This is a genomic window from Duncaniella sp., from assembly GCF_029054785.1.
Lineage (GTDB): Bacteria > Bacteroidota > Bacteroidia > Bacteroidales > Muribaculaceae > Duncaniella.
In genome coordinates, this window is sequence record NZ_JAIDEN010000015.1 from 1 (window position 1) to 20,906 (window position 20,906).

Here is a 20,906-nt window from a genome sequence, read left to right on the forward strand (position 1 = left end):
AATAAAATATGTTCAAATCGCGGATTGGGGGGGGTAATTTATTGATATACAATGTATTGAGCATTGTGCTTGGATGCGTTAATGGATGAAAATCAGGATTTTCCGAATAAATCATGGGGCTGAATGTGATGAAAATTCACTGTTTTTATGTACTTTTGTAGTGGCCAACAAACCGACCTTTATGACTAACTTTTTTGGAAAACTCAAAACACTGCTGCTTTCCTATCCCGACAAAGACTATATTGACTGGCAGATGTCGGGGCTTAAACAGGGAGTGATAGAGAACCACATCGCCCCGTTGCTGATTCAGAACCTGCTTTACCGTTCTGATCCGGGCGTGACTTCGGAGCGTTGCTGCGGGGAGGAGCTTATCGTGTCTCTTTCTACATTCGGGCGGCGCATCCACGGAGTTGCTCTGACAATCGAGTCTGTGATGGAGCAGACCGTGAAGCCCAACCGTATCATTCTTTCTCTCGGCCATGAGTTTGAGGGGAAAGGCCGGATTCCGGGCTCGCTCAGGCTGCTTGAGCGCCGTGGGCTTGAGATCCGCTTTACTCGCGATGTCGGTCCTTACACCAAGCTGCTGCCCGTGTTGCATGATTTTCCGGAGGCTACGATTGTCACGGTGGACGACGACATACTCTATGATTATGATTTTATTTCCACTCTTGTCAATTCCCACATCTGTCATCCGGGGGCGGTCGTCGCGCCGCGATGCCGGATTATGAAGGTTGCCGGCGGACAGCTTGATCTGCCTTTCATCAGCTGGTCATTCGCGCAGGATGACTGCGAGCCTTCGCGGCTGTTGCAGCCTGAAGGTGTCAGAGGTGTGCTCTATCCGCCCCGGTCGCTTGACGAGCGTGTGTTTGACGAGAAACTTTTCATGTCGCTCTGTCCGACCACTGACGATTTCTGGTTTAAGGCGATGGGGCTGCTGCGTGGCACTGAGGTTGTCAAGTGCTATTCCGACGGAAGCCGTTCGAATATTGTCAACAGTCGGTCGGATGTCTCCATGACGCTCCATGCGGTAAACAATAAGGCCGGCGGTTATGACCGGCAGTGGGAAGCGCTGTTCAGGCATTTTGATCTCGGTCGCTTCCTCTGATCTGCGGAATAATATATGTCGCTCGGATCACATATATTATTATAAGTAACTCTTAAAAAATTAAACGTAATATGTTTATCCAAAGTAACCGCAGGAAGTATAAATTAATTTTCAAGAGTTACTTAGCGGATTTATATGGCAATCATGCATTTTGCTGCTCCTCGCTCCATTTCGGGAGGGTGAAGATGAATTCCAGGCCGCCTGTCGATCGGTTGTGGACGGAGATTGTGCCGCCCAAAGATATGATTGTGCTCTTGACAATGGGGAGGCCGAGGCCTGTGCCTCCCATTTTGCGGGAGCGGCCTGTGTCGACGCGGTAGAAGCGCTCGAACAGGTGCGGGATGTGTTCGGGGCTGACGCCATTGCCGTTGTCATAGAACGAGAACACGTAGAAACGTTTGTTTTCAGAGATGAGCCTGAGTCCGGTCTCAGTGCCTCCGGAGTGGAGTGAGGCATTGCGGATGAGACCGCAGACCATTCCCTGGAGCAGATTGTAGTTTCCTGAGACATTGCACTCCATCGGAATGTCAAATGAAAATTCGAGGTTTCCGGCAAGATTGTTGGCCGGGAGGTCGCTTTCGATCTGATAGACGAGATCGTGCATGTCGATTTTTTCGACCGAGATCATGTCGGCGCCGTTTTCAAGGCGGGTCATGGTTGAGACGTCATTAAGCAGGTCGGTCAGTCGCTCGACATTCATGAGCATGCGGTCAAGGAAGCGGTTGCGCGTTTCGACATCCATCTCCGGGTCGGCGATGATTGATTCGAGGTAGCCGCGGATGATGCCGACGGGGGTTTTGATCTCGTGGTTGATATTGTTGGTCAGCTGGCGTGTGATCTTGACTTTTTCCTCGATGGCATGGATCGCGACTTTTCGCTCTTTTTTGATGAGTTCCATCGCTTTCAGTCTCTCGCGGTAGAGCTTGATGATCTCGCGGGAGATGTCGCCCAGTTCGTTGCGCGGAAACTTGTCTTCGCCGGTGAAGCGGCCTCCTGTACTTGCGCGGTAGGCGAAGTCTTTCAGCAGCACCACGTTGCGCGATAGCATGCGGGTGAAGTAGTAGGTGACCAGAAGGGTGGTCAGGAGGCAGCCGATGATGACCAGCCAGACGGTGGAGTCAACGTCGATGGCATCATGGACGTTGTCGCTGTAAGGCAGGGCTGTTCTGATGGTGACTCGGCCATCGGCGCTTTCAGCTGTTGAGAAAAGATAAAGCTCGCAGTCTTCGTCGCTTCCGAGGACGCGTCCGGACACTATTCCGTTGTCGCTGTCGTCATCGATTCCGTAGCCGCGGAGGGTCAGTCCGTTGTTGTCGACCGGAATCGGGGTGCCGAGGGAGTATTGGAGGTTGCCATCGAAATACACGCTGACTCTCACGCCCTCAAAGACTGATCCCTTGAAGAATTTCTGAAGGAAGTTCAGGAAGGTGCGCAGGTTGACGTCCTCTTCATAGACGTTGAGGATGCGGTTGTCGATGAGCTCAAGTTCCGCGCTGAAGATCTGGGCGCGGTAGTCGGCCTCTCGTTTGTACTGATAGTAGATGATGAGTCCGAAGACAATGCAGAGTATCGTCGCGATCGGTATGAACAGACGCCAGTGATAACTAATCCTTCTCTTTAAAACCATAGCCGAATCCGAGGCGGGTCTCTATGTTGTTGCCATAGCGGCCGATTTTTTTTCGTAGACGAGTGATATTTGTGTCGATTGTACGGTTGGTGACCACAACGTCATCGGCCCATACGTGGCGGATGATCTCTTCGCGCGAGTAGATGCGGTTGCGGTGGGTCAGGAAGAAGGCGAGGATCTCAAGTTCGGTTTTGGTGAGGGCTATTTTCTCGCCGTCGAGACTGCAAGCCTTGTCGTTGGGGTCGATGCGCAGACCCTGATAGACTATCTGGGGTTCAAGCACGCTGTTGTCCGCTGCGGCAGCTGCGGCTTCGCGGGCGCGGCGGGCAATCTGGGTGCGGCGCAGCACGGCGTTGACGCGGGCAATCATCTCGCTGATCTTGAATGGCTTGGTGATGTAGTCGTCGGCGCCTATGTTGAGGCCCATCACGGTGTCGTCCTCGCCGTTGAGCGCGGAGCAGAAGATGATCGGGGTCTCTTCGGTTGCCGATGAGTTGCGCAGGCGTTTTGCGAAGTCAAATCCGCTCAGACGTTCCATCATGATGTCGACAATGAAGAGGTCGTAGGGTATCAGGTCCATTTCCAGCGCTTCTTCGGCGCTGAAAGCCATGTCGACCTGGTAGCCTTCCTTTTCAAGGTTATATTTCAGAATCTCGCAGATTGATTCTTCATCGTCAATCACTAAAAGGCGTGTACTCATTATGATAGGTGGGTATATGTCGGTTAGAGAAATGCGATTTGTCGGGTCTGAGACCTGATTGCGCTGTTTAGAGATGCTAAATTACAACATTTTTCGGGGAGATCAGTGTTAACGTGTGTTAAACTCATCTGTGCGGTGAACTTTCCGTGATCCCGTCGGTTATTAAGACATAGTTACTATATTTGCACTGTGTTTTCATGGTATTAGATTTAAGGTTAAAGAGCAAAAAGGCTGTCGTGATGACAGCCTTTTGTTTTTGTGGCTGTTGCAGGGGGCGCGTCGGGGCGGCTATCTAAATAAGGTTAAAGCGAGAACCATCCTTCGGGGATGGTGTTTTTCTAAATAGAGAAACTGATTCTATCTTTTTTGAAACATAAACACACACCTCACTATGGAAATCCTCAAACATCTGCATCAGGAAGACAGCGCCAAGTGTCGCCGTCGCCACATCGTCCACTGTATTCTCCACGTGACTCTCCAGCTTGCCACTCTGACCGCCGCGGTTCTGGCTCTGCATGAAATCGGGAAGGTCAAAGATTCGGTCGGCAGACTCAAACGCGCCAAGTGATCCGGCTCTGACTCTGATCCGATGGCAATGGGCCGACAGAAAGCGCGGTCTGTCAATGGATCAGAATAAAACGTGTAAAAGAAAAACCGCTCCGGCTGCTTTATCGCATCGGGGCGGCTTTTTGTGTGACTCCTACAGGATTCAAACCTGTAACCTTCTGATCCGTAGTCAGATGCTCTATTCAGTTGAGCTAAGGAGCCGTTTTGTGAGTGCAAAATTACGCCTTTTGTTTGAAACCACCAAATTTTTCGAGAAAAAATGTTGAAAAAGTTATTAACATTTTTATCAACATAGTTATTGACATATTTTCAACAGTGTTGAAAACTATGTTTAAAACCTGGGGTATGAATGTTGAAAACCCGCAGGCAAAATGTTGAAAACCCTATGTCCGAGTGTTGAAAACCTGAATAAAAATGTTGAAAACCCAAGCGAAAATGTTGAAAAACCGGACCATTCCAAAGGGGCTGGAATGGTCCGGTCTATGAGTTAATTATGTGGATTTCAGTTATTGACCCATCAGGTCTTTCACTTTGTCGGCACCGGCCTGTGCGGCTTCGGCAGTTTTCTTCTTGGCGCTTTCAGCAGCTGCGGCTGCTTTTTCCTTGGTCTGTTCGGCTGCGTTGCTGATGGCTTCCTTGGCATCGCTCACTTTGTCGCTGACAGCTTTGGAGGTCGAATCGGCGAGTTCTTTGGCTGATTCCTTGGTAGCCTCGAAAGTGGAGTCGGCCTTGGCTTTGATGTCAAGAGCGGTGAGTCCTAAGGCTGCGGCAGGGTCCTTGGCACGGACGGCAGGAGTGACTTCGCCGAGAAAAGTTTCGGCTGCGGAGTCTTTGCCTTCGCTGATGAGCTTGTCGGCATAGTCTTTGGCTTGTCTGACATAGATTTTCAGACTGTCCGGATCAGAGCAGTTCTCGATTTTCGCCTTCAGGGAAGCACCCTCGTCCTCGGCTTTCTTTTCGGCGCTGCAACTTACCATCATTATTGTGGCTACGAGCGCTGCTGATAGAAATAGCTTTTTCATAACTTGGTATAATAAGTTTTACCTTGTTATAAAAATCAAGCCTGGCGAAATGTTCATTTTCAGGGGCGAAATGTGTGGAGCTTGGGGCGGTCTATCGGGGAGCGACGGCTATGCGCCTGGTCATGGTCGACGACTTGCCTCCGGTGCTGACAGTGGTCTTGTAGAGGTAGATTCCGCGGGTGACTTTCGATCCTGCGCGGTCAGTGAGATTCCAGGTGACAGGGGTCGAGGCATACATGTCGGACTTGCCCGTTGTCTCCGAGTCCCAGATGAGGCGTCCTGAGAGATCATAGATTTCGATCCTGACGGTCAGAGTGGCTTCGGGGCGGTTGTGGACCACATAGAAATTGGCCTGCACGGATGCGGGATTGGCATCGGTGTAGATGTTGAAGATCTTCGGGGCGAGGTTGGGACTGACGAAGAAGTCGATTGAGGCCGAGGAGGGATTGCCGGCAGTGTCCCAGACCTTGAGTGTGGCGGTGTGGTTTCCGGCGCTCAGTTCGGGAAGCTGGTAGAAGATCGTGCCTGAGGGTGATCCGTCGATGTCGGGCGTATATCCGTTGGAGATGTCGGTAAGGTTCATGTCGTCGTCGATGCGGACGCTCATCTGATGGCCGACACCGAGGTTGGACATATTGAGGGCTACGTCATCGCTGACGCGGGCTATGAGGACTGGTGTCGGACCGACGACATCGGCCGGGCGGAAACTTTCGTGGTCAAGATAGAGCGACTCGATGACCGGAGGGGTGTCGTCGGCAGGTGCATCGTCGTCAAAACCGTAGACGTAAAGATTGCGGCTCACGCCTGAAGCCTCTGTACCGTCATCGGCAGCCGCAAAGAGGCTGACTGTGGCGGGCCGGTAGTTTTCGGATACTTCCGAGGGCATGGGGATGATGATCTCGAAGGTTCCGTCGGTCACGGCGGTGCGTCCGGCATAGAGGCGTTCGCCCATTTCATCGAAGGGGACCTGTTTCCCGTCGTCGCCTCCGCGGCCTTCGGATATGAGGCTGCGTTCGGCGTCGAAGAGGGTCAGCGACAGCCATCCGTTGAAACTGCTGATACGCCGGCCTTCGCTGTCGCAGATCTCACCTCTGACCACCGGACGACCCATGGCTTTCAGCTCAGGCTGGGACTCGTCGCTGACTTCGACACCGTTGACCGAGAGGAGTCTGACGGTGTTCGTCGGGGTTGCCAGCCTCAGGGCGGGGTCGCCGAAGTAGATATAGCGGCGGATGTTGTCGTCATCCGTGGATTTGTTGGTCAGATTCTTGGCCTGGCGGACCACCTCGCCCATCGGCATCATGCGCCCGTCGGCATCGCGCGTGAGGGCTACGAGTCCGAAATTGGCTGAAAGTACACCGTTGCGGCTGATGTAGACCGGACGGACGGCTGAAAGTCCGCCGATAATGCCGCCGTTGTCACTCAGCAGCAGAGATTCCATGCCGCAGGTCTCAGAGCCGTCGAACCTGGCGAAAGAACAGGTGGCGGCATAGAAGAATGGTGCCTGGCGCAGGTAGAGACTGTTGAGATTGGCGGGGGTGAAGATGCCTTCGCCGGAGAGGGAGTTGATAGAGCCGTGGCCTATGTAGGCCCAGATGATCACTCCGTCGTTGAGAAGGGAAAACACTCGGCCTGAGGCTTCTTTCGAGGTGCCGTCGGTCAGGCTGTAAGCGTCGATGAACACTTTGTTGTATGTGAATCCGCGTCCTGACGGGGTTGCGAGCATATTGGCTTCCATTTTTTTTGTCTGTTCCATGTGGTCGCCGTTGTTGCCGTCGTCGGCAAACATCATCAGACGGCTTCGCCATTCGCCCTGCGGCGGTGCGGCCACATATTTCTCAAGGCGGCGCACATAGACCTCAGCCGCGTCAGCCGACCGTGCGGGGATGCGTCCGACAGCTATGGCGGATTTTGCCGTGGCCGGGTTCAGGCCGGAATTGTCGTCGAGGAAAGTCAGTACGTCGTCCGAGCAGTATGAGAAGCTCTCGTTGTTGCAAAGCTCTGTCTGCCAGATGGGGAGGGTGATGGCTGAACTGGAGGACATTGCGGAGGTGAGGCGTCGGTGGTCATGAGTGGCGCCTCCCATCAGCAGCACATATTTGAGTGTGCCTCCTGAGGGGTCCGCGTTGCCGCGGTCGTAGAACATCTTGAGCATCCGGCGCATTGCGTTGACGTCGGCGCAGCCCGATCCGAATTCGTTGTAGACCTGCTCGTCGGTGACAATGAGCACTTTCATGTTGTCAGGGGCGGCGGTGTGGATTGCAGCGATGCGGTTGCTGTGTGGGAGCAGTGTGGCCGGAGAGATGATGACCATGTCAGGCACCTCGGCGGCATGGATGTCCTGATTTTCAGTCTCCCTGACCAGGCGCGGCTGAGGGAGTCCGGCGGTCGAGGTCCATGCGCAGTAGGTGCGCAGTCCGTTATAGTCGTTTGTCCAGACGGAGGCGTTGCCGTCGGAGCCAGTTCTCATGGCTGTCGGGCGCAGGGGATCGGTGACGTCCCAGACGCGTGTTTCGGCTGAGGTGCCGGAGAGTTTCAGCGAGCGGCTGTCAGAGGTGAAGACGAGCTTGCCGTTGGCCGGGAGCGCCAGGCGGCGGGTGTAGGTGATGTCGAGTTTGTCGAGATTGGCAAGCCTCAGTGAGCCGCTGACGCTGATGCCGATGCCGAGGGCAAGAGTGTTGCCGCTGATTGTGAATCGCTTGCGCAGGCGGCAGGTGTCGCCCCAGTTGTCGTTGTTGCCTCCTGAGACTGCGTCTTTGTTTCCGGCTGGAAGTGCCTGGCCGTTGGCTGTGAACGAGAGTATGATCGGCGAGCTTACGGATTTGCCGTAGAACTCACACTGCATCCAGACATCGCTCCCCTCCACGCGGTCTGGAAGCTGGAAATTGAAAGTCCGTTTTGGCGTGAAGCGGAAATCTTCGCCGACAAGCTGATGGCCGCTCTCTGCCGGGGCCGTCTGGTCGAGTTCGTGGAAGAGGCGTTCGGTGAAAGCCGTGGCCGGTTCGCCTTGGGCCTGGCCGCTTCCTTCGAGAGGGAGAGAGACATCCGAGCCGGGGCGCGAATCGGTCAGGAAATAGTATCCCAGTTTTGAATATGGGTTGAGCGAGTGGGTGAATATGTCGGCGCGTTCATGTTTCCATGTGACAGGACCTTCGGCATAGAAGACAATGCCGCCTGAGGTCATCTCGCAGCGCACTGCCGGAAGATCGTCGACATAGAGCGACTGGGTCAGATGGTCGGATATGCGTTGGCCTCCGTAGCCGTAGATGCGGACATTTTCAGGGTTGCTGAAGCCCCAGGAGCGCAGTGTGGACGAGGGGATGAAATGCGGCCCGGTCTCCTCTACGCTGATTTTTACCCATCGGCCTGACGAGAGCACGGACGAGGAGGCGTAGACCCCGGTGCTGAAGCCGAAGGCCCTGACCGGAATGGCGAGCAGGGCTATGAGCAGGATGAATAATATATTATAATGTGACTTTTGGTTCATTGCAGTGACAGGGGAGTGGAATATATTTATATAGAATATATCTTTATATAAACGTGGCGTTTAGCGCTTTATTGTGCTTTCAGCCCGGCATCCGGAGGCAAATTCGGCCCATTCGGCGGGACTTCCGTTGAAGGCGTTGATGTCGACGCGTTCGTTGATGCCGTTGATCCATCCGTTGTGGGTTCCTTGCCAGAGCTGCCACTCCATTCCCTCCGGTTCGTCGACAAGCGAGCAGATCCAGAGAGGGTAGCCTTCGAGACGTCCTTTGACGAAGCGGGCGAATCCGTTCTTGTTGGTGTAGATCATCACCCGGTAGCCGTGGTTTTCAAGATGGTCGAGCATCTCGGACAGCCGGTGGAGCACCATTGTTGTCGGCTGGCTGTTCGGATTGGCCCATTCCTCAAGGTCGATGACCAGCGGAAGGTCAAGGTCGCGCCCGTTGACGGAGTTCAGAAAGTTGAGCCCCTGCATGTAGCCCGGAGTGTCGAAGCGGAAAAAGTGGTAGGCGCCGACTTTCAGGCCGGCCTCACGGGCCATGCGTATGTTGTCGATGAATTTCTTGTCCTTGAAAGTTCCCCCTTCGGTCGCCTTGATGATGACAAATTCTATCCCCTCGGCGGCCACCTTGCGGAAGTCGATTTCGCCGTTGTGTGAGCTGACGTCTATGCCGATCACCTTGAAACGCTCCCTGTCGGGATAGGTCCTGACAGATCTGCGTCCATAGCCGCAGCCCGTCAGCAGTCCGGCGGTCAGAATCAGCATGGTCAGTATTCGGAGGGAATTTTTCATGGTGGCTGAACGTTCGATTGAAAACAAAGATAGCGCTTTTTTCGCAAAATAGGGAAACAATCTTTAAATTTGTAGGTGTTAAGAGGTTGTTTAAAACCAAGAGTTAAAATCAGAGTGGTGTATCTTTTAGATAAATTGTTGTAAATGAGAAAGGAGCATAGCGAGCTATGCGACTGACGAATTTCAACAATTTAGCAAAAGAGACACCAAGGCTCAGGTAACTTTAAAAATTCTCACACATGAAATTATTAAAAGGAAAAAATATAATACCGTCGCCTGCGAAAGTTTTGGGCGCCTATGGCTCTTCATCTCAAAACTTTCGCTCAGATTTTAACTATTGTTTTTAAACGACCTCTAAAAACAGTGTATGTGTATAAACAACCATCCAATCCATGAAATCCTTGATAAAGCCATTTGTTTTGTCGGCGCTTGTTTCCGCCGCACCCGTTTTTGCCTCCGCCGCCGTCCACAATATTCTTGACTACGGCGCTGTCAGCGACACCACCCGGCTGAGCACCGCGGCTATCCAGCGGGCCATCGACAGCTGTAATGAAGCCGGAGGAGGCACGGTGCTGATCCCTGCCGGGGCCTTCAAGACCGGAAGCATTTTCCTGCGCGACAATGTCACTCTCGACCTTGAAAACGGGGCTACGCTCTATGGCAGCACGGACATCCGCGACTACACTCCGGTCACGACCGACTATGTCTCGCTGCGCACGGTCACTCCGACCATACAGCTGATCTATGCCGACGGCGCCTCAAATGTAGCGATCTGCGGCCGCGGTACCATTGACGGCCGCGGGCGTGCTTTCCCGAAACTCTCGTGGAACGACGAGGGGATCACCCGTCCCCACCTGCTGCGCTTCATCCGCTGCTCGGATGTCAGCATCGAAGGGGTGACGCTGAAGAATTCAGGCTGCTGGATGCAGCACTATCTCGCCTGCGACCGTGTGAGGATCGACGGGATCACCGTCTTCAACCGCAACAACTACAACAACGACGCTCTTGATCTCGACGGATGTCACAACGTGACCGTCAGCAATATGATCGCCGATTCCGACGATGACGGCATAACCCTCAAAAGCACCTCCCCGCGTCTCTGCGAGGACATCACCATCAGCAACTGTGTGATCTCAAGCCACTGCAACGCCATCAAGCTCGGCACCGAGACAAACGGCGGTTTCCGCAACATCATTGTCAGGGGCATCACCGTCAAACCCTCTGCCGACCAGACTTCGCAGTTTTTCGGCTTCCCCGGCGGTCACGGCCATTCGGCCATCTCGCTTGAGATTGTCGACGGCGGCACCATGAGCAATGTCGATATCGCCGACATCACCATCCGCGGCACCGAGTCGCCGATCTTCATCCGTCTGGCCAACCGTGCGCGCCCCTATTCGAAGGATGTTCCGGTTGAAGGGATCGGGTCGATCAGCGGAGTGCGGCTCCACGATATTCTGATCGACGAGGCAGGACCAGGCGGCTGCTCGATCACCGGAGTCGAAGGCCATCCGGTCTGCGACGTGGAACTGCGCGACATCACCATCCGCCATCTCGGCGGTCAGAAAGCCGTTGCTGCGCCTACGGATGAGAAAATAGCCGAATATCCCGAATCGACCATGTGGGGCATCCTCCCCGCCCAGGGCTTTTGGCTCAACCACACGCGCAACATCACCTTTGACAACGTCCGCGTCGAAGCCATCAACCCCGACGCCCGCCCCGTCTTCGTCGCAACCGACTCCGAAGGCCTTGTGACGAAATGACATTAGATTAATAAAAATCACACTCCCCCCGCATTATCGCACCGGATGCGGGGGGAGTGTGTCGTATATTTGCAGTGTCAGAATTTTCTGACGGAAGGGAATTCAAATATCAGTATTGCACTGCGGGCTTATTTCAGCTTGTAGACCTCGGTTCCGGCGAGAAGGAAGCAGCCGGTGCCGTAGTCGTCGAAGTCAGGCTTTGAATCGTAAGCGACAGGCTGGCCGTCTTTAGGCTCTTTGCCTGTGCCCTGTACATATCCGAGATAGCCGTTGGGATGGACGGCTTCGTTGACCATCGCGTTCCAGGCTTTGGTGATCACGGGGAGGTACTTGGCGCGGTCGAGGATGCCGTTGTTGACGCCCCATGCCATGCCGTAGACAAACAGTGCGGTTCCGGTCAGCTCTTTGCCGCCGAAGTTGCTTTCGTCGTGGAGGCTCACGTTCCAGAAGCCGTCCTTGCGCTGACATTTCACGGCTGCCTCACACATGGCCTTGAGGTCGGCGATGTAGGTTGCGCGGTGGGGTTCGTCGGCGGGAATCTCGTCAAGTACGCGCACGAGGGCTGCCACAACCCAGCCGTTGCCGCGTGACCAGTAGCAGTTTTTACCGTTAGGTTCCTTGTAGGGGGGCACGAAGTCCTTGTCGCGCCACCAGAGGCCTTCTTTCTCGTTGTAGAGACCGCCGGCAAGGGTGTTGCGGCTCCAGCTGTACATGTCCCAGGCTTTTTCATTGTAGCGCTGGTCGCCGGTCAGTTTGCTCATTTTGGCCAGTACGGGCATACCCATCTGGATTGCGTCGATCCAGGTCCAGTCTTCGACCTGAGGGGTGTTGACGAGCATGTTCATGCAGGCCTTGGTCTTGGTGAGCATACGGGGTTCGGGTGTCAGACGGTAGAGGTCGATGTAGGTCTGGGCGGCGCAGTAGTTGTCGGCGTTGCGGGTGGTGGTGTCGTCGCGGCGCATACCCCAGTCGAAACCGTCGGCCCAGTTGTAGGCGTAGTCATAGTAGCGGTTGTCGGGGTAGATCGAGTGGAGCGCCATCAGGCCTTCGAAGTAGACCGCACGGGTCCAGATGTTGGCTTCGTAGACCTTTTTGCGCGAGTAGTAGGGGATTCCCAGCAGGGGATCGGGATGGTTTTTGAGATAGAGATCATTGACCTTGATGAGGGTCTTGAGGGTCTGTTCGCGAGGAGGGAGTTTCTCTGCCATACAGGGCAGACCGATCAGGATTGCAAGTGCGATGAGAATTGATTTTTTCATGAATCTGCGGATTGGATGGTTATTTTTGATTATTGATTTCAAGTGGGATGAGGCGCACGGTTGAGTTCAGTCCGGCGGGAACTTCTTCCCAGTCTCCGAAGCTGAATTTCTTGGCGTTGGTGACGGATGCGATGTTGGCGTCCTTGAAGATGCGCCAGTTGACACCGCGGCGCTCATAGTCGGCTATGAGGTTGGCCTGGTTGTTGGTGACGCGGATTTCGAGCCGGTTGGTGCCGGGCTGGAGGAAGCGGCCTATGCGGAGGGTGAAGGGTGCCGCCCAGGCTTTGCCTGCGGGCTGTCCGTTGACTGTCACGTCGGCGCTGTGGCGCACGTCGCCTAAGTCAAGCATCCAGTCGGAGGCTGCTGCGGGGTTGTCGAGGCTGAATTCCACGGTGTAGACCGCGGTGCCTGAGTTCACCTTGGCTTCTTCGACGGGGAGCTTGGTCCAGGCAGTGAGGGTGTCGGTGGCGAAAGTGCCGCTGATTGCCGGCTGACTGTTATCGAAAGAGACTGACCATCCGCGGTCCAGTGTGAGCGGAGTGCCTTCTGAACAGATGTAGCCCCACTCGTTGAGCTGCGGTTTTTCGGCGAAAGTCTTCAGCAGGAGAGACTGTCCGGGTTTCAGTTGCAGGCGCAGGGCAGTAGTGCCTTCTTCTGACTCGTAGCAGCGGGCCAGACCTGACTCTCCGGTGAGCGGATCGAAGATCTCTACGGCCTTGGCCGGAGTCGCGAGGGTGACTTTCCCGTCAATGGCTTTGCCTTTGAGGTTGGAAAGGAAGTAGTTGTAGCCTCCGGCTTCGTTGCGGCGGCGGATCATGGAGATGTTCTGCTCTGAGCGCAGGGTTTCAGCTCTGAGTCCTGAGAGCTTGAGTCCGGAGGCGATGTCAGGCGCTGTTATGATGCGGCCTTTGCCTTCGGAGTGCACACAGGGGGTGGTGCCGATCGCGGGCACGGTGGTCAGCAGACTGCGGAGTGAGTCGAGACGCTGCTCACGTTTGCCGAGCCCCGGAACATCCTCCGGAAGTGTGCCGGCCATGATCACGGTAGCTCCTTCCTGGGCGAGCGAGATGATCTTTCGGAGTGTCGAGGGGTGCATGAAGCGCACGGGGGGGACTACGATCGCGCCATAGCTTGCCTCGCCGCTCCCTTTGAGTCTTCCGTCGGCTCCGACTGTCAGCGTTGAGGTCAGTGCGTCGGAAATATAGTCGGGATCATAGCCTGCTGTCATGATGTCGGTGACATGCTGCTTGATGTCGGGCATGCGCTGTTGCATCTTGTGGATGTCGAACATCAGGTAGGGATTGCCTCCCTGGCGGTGCCAGACATCCTCAAGGGGGAAGTAGAGCAACACGTCGTTGTCAGGCACACCGGCTGACAGAAAGGCCTGGCAGCGGCTGATGTAGCTGAACAGCGAGTCGGCGTCGCGCCAGATCGAGTTGGTGGGCGACATGTTGATCGATGCGTAGAACATCCATCCGGGGAAAGCCGCGCCTTTGGGCGAGTAGGGGGCGCCGTGGAAATAGACGTGGTTCACTCCCGAACAGAACATCTGGTCGAGTTCGGGCTTGCAGCGTGAGAGTGTGGTGCGGAAGTGCTCTGTCAGCCAGGTCAGTGTCTCGGCTGAGGTGAGTTTCTTGCCGCTCACGTGGGCTGCCGAGGATGCGAATTTCAGCACCGCCGGATCCGAGTCGCTCGGACGTGAGGGGCCGTCCTGGACAAGGCCCGGAATAGAGAATTCGGTCTGTCCGAACGATTCACACTCAGGGATGTCCACTGCGGCGTAGAGGTCGATGATGTTGGCCGGTGAGCCGTGGCTCTGGTTGCGGACCCGTGCGCCCTGGCGGTGTGAACGGGCCATCCAGACATCGGTGAAGTTCTCGCGCAGCATCCGGGCGAGGGTGGAGCGGTAGTCGCGGACCACACGGCTGCGCAGGTCGTCGTGCTTCTCCTGATCGAGAAACTCCGGAAGATAGAGTTCGAGCTTATAGCCGTGGTCGCGTTCGAATTCCTCGAAGATGTTGTCGGCCCAGTCAGAACCGTAGACTTCGTATGAGTCGTTGAAGAAGCTGTCGGGGGCCGGGACACCTGAACTTGCGAAGGCCCGCTCGAAGCGGTCGAGGTAATGGTTGATGGCCGTGCTGTCATAGTGGTTGACAACCAGGCCTTCGCCGCCGGGAGCCGCGCGTTTGACTTTCTGGAAGGTGCGTCCGCAGAAAATGGCATAGACTTTCCAGTCACCTTTCCCTTTGGGTGCTTTCCAGTTGAGCAGCGAGTCGCGTCCTAAGCGGGAGGTGATGTCGAGGCGGCGGTCGCCGTTGACCGCTATGATGCGCTGGAGAGTGGCCACACCCTGCTGCTTTTTGTCAGAGGGGCGTATGCGCTCTCTGAGTTTTTTGCCGGGGCTGACAGTCCAGCTTTCGGCCACACGCTTCCGGGCGCTTGTGGCGGTGGTGACCTCAGGGCCTCCGAAAGGCCAGCCGGTTCCGTTGTTCATGTCGATCTGGAGGCCGAGGCGCTTGCCTTCGGCAATGGTGTGGCCGAGCATCTGCATCCATTTGGGCGACAGATAGGGAATGTCGTTGGCCTCGTTGCCTTTGACTCCGTAGATCGGGGTTATCTCCACGCCTCCCATTCCTTTGGAGGCGAATTCTTCAAGATTGTAGGTCAGTCCTTCGGGGTCTACCGCGCTTCCGAGCCACCACCAGCGCACAAACGGCTTGTTTTCGGTGGTGACGGGATACCAGTCGGTCACTTCGACGGCGTTGACACCGCCGAAGCCTCCGAGGAGCAGCCCCAAGGCGAGTATAGTTCTGCTTTTTAGCTTCATGGTCGGGATCTCTTTAGAGGGGGGTAAAAACGACTTGGAGATGGTAAAACACACTCTCTTATGGGCGCTGGATGGTCAGACCCATCAGGCCGATGACTACGTCGCCCGAAAGGGTTTCGATTTCCAGTGACTCAAGTTTGCGTTTGGGATCGGTCGGGATGTCGAGCACCACGGCTGCTCCTCCGGGGATGCTGCCGACGATGTCGCCGTCGGCGCCGGTGCTTTCAAGCTCCTGGCGCTTGCCTACTTCGCGGGCGAGGTCGCGGGTGACGCGTCCGCTCTGAAGGTGCATGCGGTAGATGGGCTTGGTGCCGGGGGCCATCGCAAAGGCGTGGTCATCGTTGTAGAAATCCTGTTCGATCGGGGCCCAGTTGTGGGGATTGACCAGAGGAGTGACACTCTCGCTGCCGTCTTTGTAGCGGATGCGGATGCAGCCGTTTTCGATTCCGGACTGCATGTGGTTGGTCGATCCGGCCATCACGAGGTAGAGATGCGAGGCTTTGCCGCTGAGTTTCACCGAGGCGCAGTCGGGGTAATTGTCCCACAGCGAGGTGAAGATGACGTTCGATCCCTTGGCCGGGAGGGCGAAGGGGATGCCGAGTTCGGTCTTGAGGCAGCCTTTTTCTTCGGCGAGGCGGCTGCGCAGACCTGAGTCGTCGATCTCTGCGGTCAGTTTCGGGTGACACCATTCGCCGATGCCCTGTGCGGGGATCTGGAGGGTGGTCACTTTCGGACGGGGCGAGAGATAGCGGTTGCGGAAGATGTCGGTGACGGAGGCGTTGTAGGCCTTGCGCAGGTCAACTGTCTCGCAGCGGGCGGGATTGATCTCTTCGAAGCCGGGGGCGGCAACGGCAGTCAGCGCTTTGGGGGCTGAGGTTGCGGTTTTCCACCATTTGAGGACGCCGTCGGCCATTTCGGTGAACTTCACGGGGCCTTCTTCGCGGGTGCGCCCGGTGGGGATGGCAGTCAGTTCGCCTGCGGTCTCGATGACCACTTCAAGTTTCGGCTCGTTGCCGGCATTGACGGTCAGACGCGGTGTGCCGATGGAGTTTTCGACATTCTCCCAGGGGGTGGTCCGGCCATTGACCTTGACTGAGCGCACTCCGTGGACGGGGACGGTCATGATCACATCGGGCGAGAGGGCATAGCGGTTGTCGATCGTGTAGATCAGTTTATCTCCTTCGCGGCGGAAGGAGTAGGCGATGTCGGGCAGATTGACCGACGCTGAGTTCCATTCTGCGGGGAAGCCGGGGATGATTTCTACCTGCGGGCGGGCTGCGGTCATGTCGGGGCGGATGCCGAAGAGACCTTCGGTCAGCGCGCGGCTCCAGACTCCGATCGGGTCGGCGAAATCGCGGTATGACTCGCCGCGGACGGCGTCATAGTGGCTGATCTGGCCGAAATTGAGCGGCGAGGCGCCGAGATACATGTTGTCCATCACCACGGCTTTCATCAGCTTATAGGCCTCCTCGTTGCGTCCGGCCTGCCAGTAGGCGAGGGCGGTGTGCATTACTTCGGCGATGGCCACGTTGTTGATGCTCCATGAGTAGGGTTTCCAGTTGGTGGTGGAGATGGTCGAGATGTTGTCCACGCCGCTGTCTGAGAGGACGGGGATGTGAGGGATCATGCTGTCGACATAGCAGGTTGCGGCGTAGGCCTGGAACGGATCCGCTATTTCGGAGTCGACCGCATGGTAGATGGTCCAGATCGCAGCCGAGGGGTGGAGGCGCTGATGTCCGCCTGCGTCCTTGAATTCGGCCCAGTGGCCGCGGTCTGACATCCACAGGGTTGCGTCGATGGCTTTGCCGATGGCTTCGGCTTCCTCGCGGTAGGGCGCGGGGTCTTCGCCGATGATTTCGGCGATGCGGGCGGCCATGAGGTTGGCGAAGCGGTTGTAGGCCGAGGAGTGGGTGACGGCACCGCCGCTGTAATAGAGGGCGTCGCTTGCCCAGATGCAGCAGTAGGCGTCATAGAGGTGGTCGCCGTCAGGATCGAAGTTGAGCTTTTCCCAGGCGAGGTGACGTTTGATCACCGGGAAGAAGCGGCGCATGGCGGCGGTGTCGCCTGTGTGGCGGAAATGGCGCATGAGGGCGTCGATGTAGACGAGGTTCATGTCATAGTGCGACATCTCGTCTTTCTTTCCGGGCCGGCGGCAGATGTAGCCGTTGCTGTACATCGGAGTGCCCCAGCGCTTTTCGGCGCGCGCGAGGTTCAGGGTGCTGTCCTGGCGGGGATGGGAGAGTGTGGCGGGGATGTCAGTGACCTGATTGTCGGCATAGGTGGTGAAGTGGGTGAGCGCGCGGTCGTGGCGGCCTATGGCGTTGCCTACGTAGGCGCCGCGCCATCCGAGGTGGGGGGTGCGCCATCCGATCGAGCCGTGGAGCCATGCCTTTCCGCTCCAGATTCCGTCAGCGGCGACTGACATCGCGCCTCCGATCGGGTTGAGCCAGGGGTCGGGTGTGCTGATGCTCACCGACGATGCCAGTTCGGCTCTTTCCTTTTCGGCCAGGCTGATCATCGCCGAGGCCGAGAAGCCGGCGGGGATTTCAGGCGAGGGGATGAGGGTGATGTATTTGCTTTCACCGGGGGCGAGGGTGATTTCGCCTTCGTAGACGGGCATGTCGGTGATGCGTGATTTCGCGGCGGGGATGAGCAGCGAGAGGCTGGTCCGCTGCTTGTTGCCGTATTCGACTCTGACGGTGTCGCCGGAGACGGTGAAGATGTTGCCGCGGCAGTATTCCGGTTTGAGGTCGAAGCAGGTCGGATCGTCGACACCGAGGTCGCCTTCACGGAAAAATTTCTTGTCGGCAACGCCGCCGAAGCGCACGGGGATGGTGACGGTCTTCGAGTCGGTGTTGGTCAGGCGCCACAGGGCCATGTCTTTGCTGCGCAGCACCTGGGCTTCGATCTTGATACCGCCCTTGGTGTAGTCCATGCGTCCGGGGGTATAGCGGGCGGTGCAGGGACCTTCGGGGAGGGTCAGCAGAAGGTTGCCGCCCATGCGCGGGAGGTAGATGCCGAATTCGGGCATGTCGCTGCACTCCATGCGGAAGCCGGAGTGGGCGCCGTAGAGCGCGCGGTTGAATTTGGTCTGACCGTCGGTGCAGACAGCCGATAGTCCGTCGGGGCGGTAGTGGGTTTTGCGTATCTCTGTATTAGCTGCCGCGCCTGCCCGGAGTGGGGCAAGCGTGGCGGCAAGGGCCATGCAGAGCATGGCGGCTGTTGTTTTTTTCATTGCAAACTGGTGAAATGGCCGGATGAAATGTGCGGATTGAATGAGGATGTCGTAAAACTATGACTCGCGGTAGGGGGGGACGCTTTTTTAGCGTCTGCAATTGTCTCGGAATCAGCGGCCTGGAAGAGGGCGCTTAAAAAAGCGTCCCTACCGGGGCAAATTGCGACATGTTTTGCTCACCCTACCGTGAATCTTGATCTGTGTGGCAATAAATTCGCCTTAGGGGAGGGGCTTGATGCCTTCCCAGCGCACATCCCAGGTGCCGTCCTTCGGGAAACCGGGGTTTTCGATTTCGCATCCGTCCCAGCCGGCACACATGAGGGCCACGGCTGTGAGCAGACCGCCGTTGCCGGGCAGATAGCAGCGCAGACGGTTGTCCTGATAGTTGTGGCCGTTGGGGAGATAGGTGTTGGTGCGCTTGTCCATCAGAAGGGCGTTGACAGCCTTTTCGGGGTGGCCGAGGCGCACGGCGTTCATTGCGGTTGTCGGGTAGTCCCAGCCCCAGGTTTTGTCCCAGTTCCAGTTGTCATAGACCCAGTCGAAGGTGTTGTCCATGATGTCGGCTTTCACTAAGGGTGAGTTGGGGAGGATGCCGACGGCGGCGAGGACTGCCATGTGGTCGGAGGTCAGGCGGATGTCGCTGTAAGTCTCAGGCGCTGTCTCGGCTGCGAGATAGAGGCTGTCTTTGGCAGCGAGGGGCGAGAGTGAGGCGATGATTTCGTCCCATTTCTCCACGCGGGGTTCACCCTTGCGCTCGCGCCACTGCTGGGCGGTGTTGAGGGCGAAGTGCCAGTAGGCAAGTTCGAAGGGGGGATTGACTGTCTCGGCAGCGCGGAGGGTTTCCTGGGCGGGGATGATGCCGCGGAGGATGTAGCGGCCAGTTGAATCCTGTTCGGCGAAGTCGGCCATGAATTCGGCTGTGCCCTGGATCAGGGGATAGTAGCGGTTGACGAGGGCGCTGTCGGGGTTGGCGCGGTAGAGGAGTTCGGCGAGGTAGATCAGGTGGGGCTGCTGCCAGATCAGGAATGAGCCTACCTTCGAGGGCGCTTCCATGCCTGAGGGGTCGGTCATCTTCATCCAGCGGAGGCCTTTGAAGCCCTGACGTTCGGCGATCTCGCGGGCGATGCCCTGTGAGCTTTCATACCAGGGGAGGGTGCGGTTGAGCAGGTCTTCGTGGCCGTAGAGGGCAAACTGTGCCTGGTGCCACCAGATCATTTCCATGTGGAATTTTCCGAACCATGAGTTGTAGGTCAGACCTGTTTCCTGTGGAGGAGTCGAGCCTGCACACTGGATGGCGAGGAGGTACTGCGAGAGCACTACGCGGCGTTCGAGTTCCTTGGCGCGCGGGTCAGTGCAGTGGCTGAAGTCGACCACTCCGCCCTTGGTCCAGAAGTCTTTCCAGTAGGCTGATGATGCGTCGCGTGTTTCGGCTACCGAGGGGTTGCTGCCCTGGGGGACGTCGGGGAGGAAGGTCGCGGTGACGGTCCATTCGGTGTCGGCGGGGGTGAGGGTGAGCAGGTTGCGGCCATCCTGGCGGAGGGCGGCGTTGCCGGTCCAGGTGAGGTCTATATAATAGGTGGTCGAGTCGAGGCTGTGGCGCAGGAGGGCGCTGTTGGCGTCGGCGCGGACAATGTCAGTGAGGTGGAGCGAGTCGGCTGTCCAGTTGCAGGCGTCGTCGCAGTGTCCGCCGGTCGGATAGGGCAGACGGATCGCAAGGGGGAGGTGTTTCTCGTCCTTGATGGATGCGGCGAGCATGTCCTTTTCGGGGTGCACGTAGGTGCGGACGGCTACGGGGCTTCCGTCGACCTTGAAGTCAGAGCGGATTTCGCCGGTCCACATGTCGAGTGTCTGGTCGATGTCTGTGATCCGGTCGGGCTGGAGTCCGGCAAAGCCGATTGCGCCGAGGTGGAGACGGTGGGGGTTGACGCGATACCAGTTTGCGGCATCGTGGGGGCGTCCGGCTTCATTGAACTGGACGGCGTAGGGTTCCTTGCGTCCGCGTCCGAAGTCGTAGTCTTTGAGGGCTTCTTCCGGACGGAGGTTGTCGGGGTTTGAGAAACTGTGCCATCCCCACTGTGCCTGAGTGCCCAGGGGTACTCCCTTACTGTAAAGTTCGGGGAATGACTGAAGACCTGTGACATCGACGGTCACGGCGAATTCGCCGTTGCCCACAGAGAGTGAGGCGAGGGTGTCGATGGCGGTGATGTGGGGGTTGTTTCGTTCTACTAATGCCTGACGGTCAATGGCTGAGGTCGATCCGCAGGAGTAAAGAGCCGAGAGCGGCAACGTGAAAGCCGCGGCATAAAATAAGTTCTTGAAAGTCATCGGTTCCGATACTGTTATGGTAAATTTTAAGGTATTTGGTGCAAAGTTACAAATTTAACCGCAGACTGCAAAATCGGGAGACCGGAAGGGGGAGTTTTGGGATAGGACTGGGGGCTTTGGGAGCTTTGGGGGCTTTGGGAGGTCTGGGATATGACTGGGGTCTTTGGGAACTTTGGGAGGACTGTGAGAGCTGTGAGCGTTGG

At 56.8% G+C, this 20,906-nt stretch carries 12 protein-coding genes and 1 tRNA gene; 3 read left to right on the plus strand and 10 right to left on the minus strand.

What is annotated here, in order from left to right; all coding sequences use genetic code 11:
- Nucleotides 1-181: 181 nt before the first annotated feature.
- Complete coding sequence (locus tag K2H17_RS00455) at nucleotides 182-1,105, plus strand: hypothetical protein (protein WP_300130099.1); 924 nt, start codon at nucleotides 182-184, stop codon at nucleotides 1,103-1,105.
- A 142-nt stretch (nucleotides 1,106-1,247) separates the two neighbouring features.
- On the opposite strand, the gene K2H17_RS00460 is transcribed toward K2H17_RS00455, so the two are convergent.
- Nucleotides 1,248-2,732, minus strand: a complete 1,485-nt coding sequence (locus tag K2H17_RS00460; RefSeq protein WP_300130101.1) for an ATP-binding protein — start codon at nucleotides 2,730-2,732, stop codon at nucleotides 1,248-1,250.
- The gene (locus tag K2H17_RS00465) at nucleotides 2,710-3,435 is read right to left on the minus strand and encodes a response regulator transcription factor (RefSeq protein ID WP_300130123.1); all 726 of its coding nucleotides are present in this window, start codon (nucleotides 3,433-3,435) and stop codon (nucleotides 2,710-2,712) included. The genes K2H17_RS00460 and K2H17_RS00465 overlap by 23 nt, the downstream gene beginning before the upstream one ends.
- 388 nt (nucleotides 3,436-3,823) lie before the next feature.
- Between K2H17_RS00465 and K2H17_RS00470 the strand changes: the two genes are divergently transcribed.
- Nucleotides 3,824-4,000 carry a hypothetical protein gene (locus tag K2H17_RS00470; protein WP_300130103.1) on the plus strand — a complete coding sequence of 59 codons (177 nt, stop codon included), beginning with the start codon at nucleotides 3,824-3,826 and terminating at the stop codon, nucleotides 3,998-4,000.
- A 126-nt stretch (nucleotides 4,001-4,126) separates the two neighbouring features.
- On the opposite strand, the gene K2H17_RS00475 is transcribed toward K2H17_RS00470, so the two are convergent.
- The 4 genes from K2H17_RS00475 to K2H17_RS00490 form a co-directional block, all read right to left on the minus strand.
- Nucleotides 4,127-4,200 (minus strand) — tRNA-Arg (locus tag K2H17_RS00475).
- 305 nt (nucleotides 4,201-4,505) lie between these two features.
- Nucleotides 4,506-5,021, minus strand: coding sequence for a hypothetical protein (locus K2H17_RS00480; RefSeq protein WP_300130105.1), 516 nt, complete (start codon nucleotides 5,019-5,021; stop codon nucleotides 4,506-4,508).
- 91 nt (nucleotides 5,022-5,112) lie between these two features.
- A complete protein-coding gene (gene porU, locus K2H17_RS00485) occupies nucleotides 5,113-8,508 on the minus strand; it encodes a type IX secretion system sortase PorU (protein WP_300130107.1) in 3,396 nt (1,131 codons plus the stop codon).
- A gap of 60 nt (nucleotides 8,509-8,568) precedes the next feature.
- Nucleotides 8,569-9,297, minus strand: a complete 729-nt coding sequence (locus K2H17_RS00490) for a GH25 family lysozyme (protein WP_300130109.1) — start codon at nucleotides 9,295-9,297, stop codon at nucleotides 8,569-8,571.
- A gap of 392 nt (nucleotides 9,298-9,689) precedes the next feature.
- On the opposite strand from K2H17_RS00490, the gene K2H17_RS00495 reads away from it, so the two are divergent.
- Nucleotides 9,690-11,057, plus strand: coding sequence for a glycosyl hydrolase family 28 protein (locus K2H17_RS00495; protein ID WP_300130111.1), 1,368 nt, complete (start codon nucleotides 9,690-9,692; stop codon nucleotides 11,055-11,057).
- A gap of 128 nt (nucleotides 11,058-11,185) precedes the next feature.
- On the opposite strand, the gene K2H17_RS00500 is transcribed toward K2H17_RS00495, so the two are convergent.
- The 4 genes from K2H17_RS00500 to K2H17_RS00515 all read right to left on the minus strand — a co-directional run bounded on the left by K2H17_RS00500 (nucleotide 11,186) and on the right by K2H17_RS00515 (nucleotide 20,703).
- Entirely contained in the window at nucleotides 11,186-12,316 is a 1,131-nt protein-coding gene (locus tag K2H17_RS00500) for a glycoside hydrolase family 88 protein (RefSeq protein ID WP_300130113.1), read from the minus strand.
- Nucleotides 12,317-12,335: 19 nt separating this feature from the next.
- Nucleotides 12,336-15,143 (minus strand): glycosyl hydrolase, encoded by a 2,808-nt coding sequence (locus tag K2H17_RS00505; RefSeq protein ID WP_300130115.1) that lies wholly within the window; start codon nucleotides 15,141-15,143, stop codon nucleotides 12,336-12,338.
- Between the two features lie 58 nt (nucleotides 15,144-15,201).
- Nucleotides 15,202-18,378: a DUF4450 domain-containing protein gene (locus K2H17_RS00510; protein WP_300130117.1), complete on the minus strand. Its 3,177-nt coding sequence runs from the start codon at nucleotides 18,376-18,378 to the stop codon at nucleotides 15,202-15,204.
- 219 nt (nucleotides 18,379-18,597) lie between these two features.
- Nucleotides 18,598-20,703: a hypothetical protein gene (locus tag K2H17_RS00515; protein WP_300130120.1), complete on the minus strand. Its 2,106-nt coding sequence runs from the start codon at nucleotides 20,701-20,703 to the stop codon at nucleotides 18,598-18,600.
- Nucleotides 20,704-20,906: the final 203 nt, after the last annotated feature.

Bases quoted from the DNA above. Each gene is read 5' to 3' on its own strand.
- K2H17_RS00455 (WP_300130099.1), top strand. From the start codon at position 182: ATGACTAACTTTTTTGGAAAACTCAAAACACTGCTGCTTTCCTATCCC.
- K2H17_RS00460 (WP_300130101.1), bottom strand. From the start codon at position 2,732: ATGGTTTTAAAGAGAAGGATTAGTTATCACTGGCGTCTGTTCATACCG.
- K2H17_RS00470 (WP_300130103.1), top strand. From the start codon at position 3,824: ATGGAAATCCTCAAACATCTGCATCAGGAAGACAGCGCCAAGTGTCGC.
- K2H17_RS00480 (WP_300130105.1), bottom strand. From the start codon at position 5,021: ATGAAAAAGCTATTTCTATCAGCAGCGCTCGTAGCCACAATAATGATG.
- porU (WP_300130107.1), bottom strand. From the start codon at position 8,508: ATGAACCAAAAGTCACATTATAATATATTATTCATCCTGCTCATAGCC.
- K2H17_RS00490 (WP_300130109.1), bottom strand. From the start codon at position 9,297: ATGAAAAATTCCCTCCGAATACTGACCATGCTGATTCTGACCGCCGGA.
- K2H17_RS00495 (WP_300130111.1), top strand. From the start codon at position 9,690: ATGAAATCCTTGATAAAGCCATTTGTTTTGTCGGCGCTTGTTTCCGCC.
- K2H17_RS00500 (WP_300130113.1), bottom strand. From the start codon at position 12,316: ATGAAAAAATCAATTCTCATCGCACTTGCAATCCTGATCGGTCTGCCC.
- K2H17_RS00505 (WP_300130115.1), bottom strand. From the start codon at position 15,143: ATGAAGCTAAAAAGCAGAACTATACTCGCCTTGGGGCTGCTCCTCGGA.
- K2H17_RS00510 (WP_300130117.1), bottom strand. From the start codon at position 18,378: ATGAAAAAAACAACAGCCGCCATGCTCTGCATGGCCCTTGCCGCCACG.
- K2H17_RS00515 (WP_300130120.1), bottom strand. From the start codon at position 20,703: ATGACTTTCAAGAACTTATTTTATGCCGCGGCTTTCACGTTGCCGCTC.